Raw genomic sequence first — 6,172 nt, forward strand, 5'->3', positions numbered from 1 at the left:
CATCATAGACTTTTACTTGTACTAAGAGAGCATTACTTTGTATATTGTTTAAGTTGAAATTATAAAAAAAGCTTCCATCTTTTGTTTTTGTAGATAGAGGAACACCCAAAAATAATTCTTTATTTAGTTTTTGAACTATTAAGATAGGTCTTGAAAAACTTTGTCCTTTTCCATTTTGTTCTGAGCCAATATTTTCTCCTATACTTGCCCAATATATTTCTCTATTTTTTACATTTATAGTATTAGTTCTTTTATCTACTTCTTTCTTAACTTTATTCCATTCATCAAAATCTTTCACAATATCCCCTCTTCTTTAAAAGAATAAAAACCACTTTGAGTAAATATCACATGATCGAGGATATCAATACCCAAAATCTTCCCAGCTTCTTGTAATCTTTTTGTTATATTTATATCAGAAAGACTTGGCTCTAGTGTTCCACTTGGATGGTTATGAGCTAGGATAATACTTGCACATCTTTTTTCAATCGCATAAGAAAACACCTCTCTTGGATGAACTAGGCTTTGGTTTAGTGTACCTATACTTATTACTTCTGTATTTATAAGATGATTTGCTCCATCTAGGTAAATGCATAAAAAGTATTCTTGTTGTTTATCTTTATAGGGAATTAGTTCTTCATATACATCTCGTGAGCTTGATATTCTTATTTTTTGTTTATCACTTAAATATCTTTTACAAAGTTCAATACTAGCTAAAACTTGAGAAGCTTTGGCTTTTCCTAAACCATGGATACTAGTAAGCATTTCTAAAGTGATTGAAGTGAAATCTGTTTCTAATATTTTGATTATTTCTTTTGATAAAGTTATTACGTCTTTACCTTTTACACCTGAGCCTAAAAGTACACTTAGAAGTTCATAATCTTTTAGTGCTTGAGCACCTTTTTTATATAGTTTTTCTCTTGGTTTATTTATCTCTTCTAAGTCTTGAATAGTTTTCATTTTAAATCCTTAGCTTTTCAATATATGAAAAGTTTATCGGATTTTTTAAGTTGTTATAAAATATATAACAATATGTAAGCTTTTGTTATTAGTTTTCTTCTAGTTTTTTTCTTGTGTTGTAAAGATAAGCTTTGCTTCATCTAGTAGTTTTTGTGCATCTTCTAGTTGCTTAATACCTGTTTTATATACTTCAATAGAATCACTTAGTGTGATTTGTGGGTTTGATAACTTTTCTAAAAGTTGTTTTGCCTCTACTATTTTATCTTCAAATACTAATTTTTCTGTTTCTGTACTCATTATTTACCTTCTAATATATTTCTTGTATAATCTGCAAACTTATCAACTTCAACTAAAAAAGAATCATGTCCTGATTTACTGTTTATAAGTTTGTATGTTACTTGGTCTTCTTTGCCTAGTTTTATCATGATATCTCTTATCTCTTCCATTTCTTCAGGGAAAAATAACATATCATCTTCAAAAGCGATTAAGTGTAAATTACACTTTAGCTTATCAAAAGAATCTTCTAACTTATCTTTATTTCTTCCTGCATCAAAAATATTCATTGTTTTACAGATATATAAATAAGATAAAGGATCAAATACTTTTGGAAAACTATATGCGTTGTATTCTAAGTATCTTTCAACTTCAAATCTACCAAATAGTTCATATAATCCATCTTTACTTGAATATTCCCTTCCAAACTTATCATTAAATAAGTTTGGACTTAAATAGGCTATTAATCCAGCCATTCTTCCTATTGCAAGACCTGGTAAACCACTTGCTTCTAAATCTTCTTTTTTATAAAGTCCATTTTTAAAAACAGGGTCGTGTCTTATAGCTTCAATTGCTATTTTATTTATTGCAATTGCCCATGGTCTTGTATATGCTGTTGTTGCCATTGCAATTACGGTGTCTGTAAACTCTGGATATTCAATAGAATAACAAAGAGCTTGCATACCACCCATTGAGCCACCAATTACAGCAACTGCTTTCTCAATTCCTAATTTTTTATATAAGGCCATTTGAGCTTTAACAATATCAGATATTGTTAAAATAGGAAACTTAAGTCTATACTCTTGTTTTGTTGAAGGGTCAATACTTAGAGCATTTGTAGAACCAAATGTACTTCCTAAGTTATTTGAGCATATTACAAAATATTTTGTCGTATCAACTACTTTTCCATCACCAATAAATTTATCCCACCAACCTGGCTTTGCTTCATCACCATAACGACCAGCTGCATGATGTGAACCTGCAAGTGCGTGACATATAACAATTACATTTGATTTATCTTCGTTTAATTCCCCATATGTTTCATATACAAGCTCATAAGATTCTAGTATTCTTCCACTTTCTAAATGTAAGCGTTCATCAAATTTCTGGGTTTTTGTTTCTATTTTCAAATTTGTTCCATTATTATTTTATAAATTGCATATTATCAAAAGTTTGGATAAGACTTGCTTTTGTCAGCTTATCTTAGATAAAAGATGTTAAGCTTTTTTGATTTCTTCAAAGTCTATTTTCATTATCTCTTGCCATTTACTATCAGGTGACCACTGATCAAACATTGAAATATTAATTTCATTAAACGGAGTATTTAATATATATTTGTGATAAACATACATAAATGCAGTTACTCTATAGTTTAAAGCACAATGAACCCATACTTTATTTGCTCCTAAAGCTTGTAATGTATTTAAAAAAAGTTTTACATCTGAGGGTTTTGGATTTTCAAAATCTACTGGGATATGAAAATATGCCATTTTTAAATCAGTTACTATTTTATCTTCATTTTCTATAGCATTTGAAGCGTTATGAAGTGCTAGATTTATAACTACTTCAAAATCATTTTGGGCAATAGTTTCAAATTGCTCTGGGCTTGGTTGTCCTGATGTTGAGATTAGTTCATTTATTTTTATATAATTTAATATTTCTTCCATTTTATGCCTTTTATTATATTACTTTATCTACTTTTGATATATACTCTTTTTTTAGCTTTTCATCTATAAAACTTGAGTTAAAAGAGTTCTTTACTAAAGTAATAATATCTTCTTTTGAAAGCTCTAAGTTTTCATATAGATTTATAAAGTTTTGATTTAAATAACCTTTAAAGTATGCTGGGTCATCTGAGTTTACTGTCACATTAAGTCCATAATCTAAAAGTTTTTTTATATTGTGTTCTTTATAGTTTTCAAATACTTTTAACTCTATATTTGAATTGGGACAAACTGTAAGAGGTATTTGTTCTTTTTTTAATCTTTTCATTAACTCATCTGATTTTATAGACTGTACACCATGGTCAATTCTTTGTATCTCTAATACATCTAAAGCTTCATAAATATATGAAACATCAGCTTCTTCTCCAGCATGAGCTACAAGTTTAAAGCCCTGCTCTTTTGCTTTTTTAAATACTTCTTCAAACTTTTTAGGAGGATTTCCTAACTCTGAAGAGTCTAAGCCTACTGCTGTAATATCACTTTTAAAAGATAAAGCTTGATTTAAAGTTTTAAAGGCATCTTCTTGTGATAAGTGTCTTAAAAAACACATAATAATACAAGATGTAATCCCATACTTTTCTTTTGCATCAGCTAAGGCTTCTTTTATTCCTGTAATTACAGTTTCAAATGAAATTCCTCTTGAAGTATGTGATTGAGGGTCAAAAAATATTTCGGTATGGATAATATTATTTTCTACACATTTTAAAATATATTCATGCGTTAAATCACAAAAATCTTGCTTAGTTATAAGTACATTTGCTCCTGCATAATAAATATCTAAAAAGCTTTGTAGATTTGAAAAGTTATATGCGTTCCTTACATCTTCTATGTTTTTATAAGGTATTTGTATATTATTTCTTTTTGCTAATTTAAACATAAGTTCTGGCTCTAAGGAACCCTCAATATGTAAATGAAGCTCTGCTTTTGGTAATCTTTTTATTAAATCTATCATTTATTTCCAGTATTTCTTATTTATTTTTCCAATTATACTATGATACAATAAGAAAAAATTTAAGGTACACATATATGAATATGATTATGGCAAAATCAAATGAAGCTATTGATGCTTACAAACTTGTAAGAGCTTTACAAAAAAGATTTGTAGACAAACTAAATCATTTAAGCCAAACAATTGGTGAGAATAAAAACTTTGAAGAAGTTACATGGCTAAGAGATGAAGGAATTCACGGTGGTGGTTCAAGATTTGAGGCAAGAGATAATATATTATTTAATACTGCAAGTGTAAATGTATCACAAGTACATTATGATGAAGATGAGAGTAAAAAACTTCAAAGTGCAAGTGCAATCTCAACGATAATTCATCCAAAAAATCCTAATGTTCCATCTATTCATATTCATATTTCTTTAACTCAAATAAAAGGAAGTGATTCTTATTGGCGTGTTATGGCAGATTTAAATCCAAGTATTGAAAATAATGAAGATAAAGAAGTATTTGTTAAATCTTTAAAAACTCTTTCAAAAGATACTTATGAAGAGGGAATTAAACAAGGTGATAAATACTTTAATATTTCTGATTTAAATAGACACAGAGGTATTTCTCATTTTTATTTAGAAAACTATAAAACATCAAATACAAAAGAAGATTATAACTTTGCAAATAGTTTTGGAGAGGGAATAATTGATACTTATATTGATATAATTTCAAATGCCTTTAATACAAGAAAAAATATTTTAGAAGAAGATAAAAAGAAGCAACTTAATTATCATACCCTATATTTATTTCAAGTTTTAACACTTGATAGAGGTACAACTTCAGGGCTTTTAATCCATAATCAAAACGATGTTGGAATCATGGGGTCCCTACCTACTTTTATAAATAAAGATTTATTAAAATCATGGCAAGAAAAAGCCACAAAGCCTCAAGATGAATTAGTTTCAAATTTAGTGGAAGTTATAAATGAAGATGGAAAAGTTGATAAAAAAACAAAAGAAAAACTTGCACAAGTTGTACGAGTACATTATAAAAAGTATCCAAAAGCTTTAAGTATGCAAGCTAGTGGAAACACTGTTCCATCAACAGTATCAAATCATAAAGGTTAAACATGGCAATTTTTGGTAGTTTAGAAGAAGTAAAAAAACAAGTTTCAAAAGAAGCTTTTCAAATAGCTTTTGATTATTTAGAAAATATAACAGACGATTTTTTAGATATTAAAGATGGCGAGTGTATAAAAGAGATGATAAGTGAAGATATTTTTGTTTTAAAGCAAGCATATTATACAAAAAATAGAGAAGATTGTTTTTTTGAATCACATAAAAAATATATTGATATACAGTTTATGGTAAAAGGTGAAGAGTATATGGACGTTTGTGATTTAGACTCTTTAGAAATTGAAACTAATTATGTTGAAAAAACAGATTTTATTAAGTATAAAGGTAAAGAAAATGCTACTTCAAAACTTCTTATTCGTGAGAATTGTCTAGCTATTTTTTATCCAAGCGATGCACATCAACCATGTGTAAAAGTAGAAAATAAAGAGTTGATTTATAAAGCAGTTATAAAAATACCTGTTAATTTAGGATAAGTTCTAAATTTTTAAAGAGTTTAAATCTTCCAATGATTTATTTTCTCTTGGTTTAAATCCTTTTTTGTATGTTCACATAATTGTGGGAAAAAATCTAAGAAGTCATTTTCTAATTCCTCTATATTTATTTGAACATCATAAAAGTACTCAGAAGCACTTTCTCTTTTTAATAAACGCTCAGATAATCTTAAATCCATTCTTTTAAATGAAGTATTTAAATCCTCTAAAGTATGATATTTATTTAATAAATCTCTATTTATGAGGTTTTTTACTACATTTTTTGCGTCATCTGGTAGATAATCTAAAGTAATATTTGCTTTTTCATAAAAGCTTTGAGTAAATTCATCAAGGGGAATAGTAGAATACAAATCCCAATTTTTTGTAAGAAAATAGTCATAAGTCAAGTCAATGATTACAGGTTTTAATAAACCTTTTTCTCTCAATCTTTTTTTGCTTAACTTTACTATTTCATGAGAATCTGTATATGAATCAATTAAAACATGTGTTTGCATTCCATTTTGCATATGAATACTCGCATCATCCCATATTTTTGCTTTTAATGGATCTGCAAGGATATTTCCAATTTTAAAATCAATATGGTCTTCTGATAAAAAAGCATGTGCTAACCAATTCATTAAATTCCTTTTTCTAAAAATTTACTTTATATTAATAAAC

The 6,172-nt window shown here is 27.7% G+C and carries 9 protein-coding genes; 2 read left to right on the forward strand and 7 right to left on the reverse strand.

Annotated elements, in window-relative coordinates; all coding sequences use genetic code 11:
* The 6 genes from GBG18_RS14415 to GBG18_RS14440 all read right to left on the reverse strand — a co-directional run.
* The coding region (locus tag GBG18_RS14415; RefSeq protein WP_152192203.1) for a putative type II toxin-antitoxin system PemK/MazF family toxin at window positions 1–298 on the reverse strand (298 nt) is incomplete at its 3' end.
* Window positions 295–957, reverse strand: coding sequence for a RadC family protein (radC, locus tag GBG18_RS14420; protein WP_152192205.1), 663 nt, complete (start codon window positions 955–957; stop codon window positions 295–297). The genes GBG18_RS14415 and radC, both read right to left, overlap by 4 nt.
* Before the next feature lie 99 nt (window positions 958–1,056).
* A complete protein-coding gene (xseB, locus tag GBG18_RS14425) occupies window positions 1,057–1,254 on the reverse strand; it encodes an exodeoxyribonuclease VII small subunit (RefSeq protein ID WP_152192207.1) in 198 nt (65 codons plus the stop codon).
* Window positions 1,254–2,360, reverse strand: a complete 1,107-nt coding sequence (gene metX, locus GBG18_RS14430) for a homoserine O-acetyltransferase MetX (RefSeq protein WP_152192208.1) — start codon at window positions 2,358–2,360, stop codon at window positions 1,254–1,256. The genes xseB and metX overlap by 1 nt, the downstream gene beginning before the upstream one ends.
* An 87-nt stretch (window positions 2,361–2,447) precedes the next feature.
* Window positions 2,448–2,897 (reverse strand): protein tyrosine phosphatase family protein, encoded by a 450-nt coding sequence (locus tag GBG18_RS14435; RefSeq protein ID WP_152192210.1) that lies wholly within the window; start codon window positions 2,895–2,897, stop codon window positions 2,448–2,450.
* Window positions 2,898–2,910: 13 nt separating this feature from the next.
* Window positions 2,911–3,906: an adenosine deaminase gene (locus GBG18_RS14440; RefSeq protein ID WP_152192212.1), complete on the reverse strand. Its 996-nt coding sequence runs from the start codon at window positions 3,904–3,906 to the stop codon at window positions 2,911–2,913.
* 74 nt (window positions 3,907–3,980) lie between these two features.
* Between GBG18_RS14440 and GBG18_RS14445 the strand changes: the two genes are divergently transcribed.
* Window positions 3,981–5,015: a coproporphyrinogen III oxidase gene (locus GBG18_RS14445; RefSeq protein WP_152192214.1), complete on the forward strand. Its 1,035-nt coding sequence runs from the start codon at window positions 3,981–3,983 to the stop codon at window positions 5,013–5,015.
* A gap of 2 nt (window positions 5,016–5,017) precedes the next feature.
* Complete coding sequence (locus GBG18_RS14450; RefSeq protein WP_152192216.1) at window positions 5,018–5,497, forward strand: NanQ anomerase/TabA/YiaL family protein; 480 nt, start codon at window positions 5,018–5,020, stop codon at window positions 5,495–5,497.
* Window positions 5,498–5,517: 20 nt separating this feature from the next.
* Here the strand turns inward: GBG18_RS14450 and GBG18_RS14455 are convergent, their stop codons facing one another.
* Window positions 5,518–6,132, reverse strand: coding sequence for an acyl carrier protein phosphodiesterase (locus GBG18_RS14455; protein ID WP_152192217.1), 615 nt, complete (start codon window positions 6,130–6,132; stop codon window positions 5,518–5,520).
* Window positions 6,133–6,172: the final 40 nt, after the last annotated feature.

This window comes from Poseidonibacter ostreae (assembly GCF_009208075.1).
In the GTDB taxonomy this organism is placed as follows: Bacteria; Campylobacterota; Campylobacteria; order Campylobacterales; family Arcobacteraceae; genus Poseidonibacter; species Poseidonibacter ostreae.

Bases quoted from the DNA above. Each gene is read 5' to 3' on its own strand.
- radC (WP_152192205.1), bottom strand. From the start codon at position 957: ATGAAAACTATTCAAGACTTAGAAGAGATAAATAAACCAAGAGAAAAA.
- xseB (WP_152192207.1), bottom strand. From the start codon at position 1,254: ATGAGTACAGAAACAGAAAAATTAGTATTTGAAGATAAAATAGTAGAG.
- GBG18_RS14435 (WP_152192210.1), bottom strand. From the start codon at position 2,897: ATGGAAGAAATATTAAATTATATAAAAATAAATGAACTAATCTCAACA.
- GBG18_RS14440 (WP_152192212.1), bottom strand. From the start codon at position 3,906: ATGATAGATTTAATAAAAAGATTACCAAAAGCAGAGCTTCATTTACAT.
- GBG18_RS14445 (WP_152192214.1), top strand. From the start codon at position 3,981: ATGAATATGATTATGGCAAAATCAAATGAAGCTATTGATGCTTACAAA.
- GBG18_RS14450 (WP_152192216.1), top strand. From the start codon at position 5,018: ATGGCAATTTTTGGTAGTTTAGAAGAAGTAAAAAAACAAGTTTCAAAA.
- GBG18_RS14455 (WP_152192217.1), bottom strand. From the start codon at position 6,132: ATGAATTGGTTAGCACATGCTTTTTTATCAGAAGACCATATTGATTTT.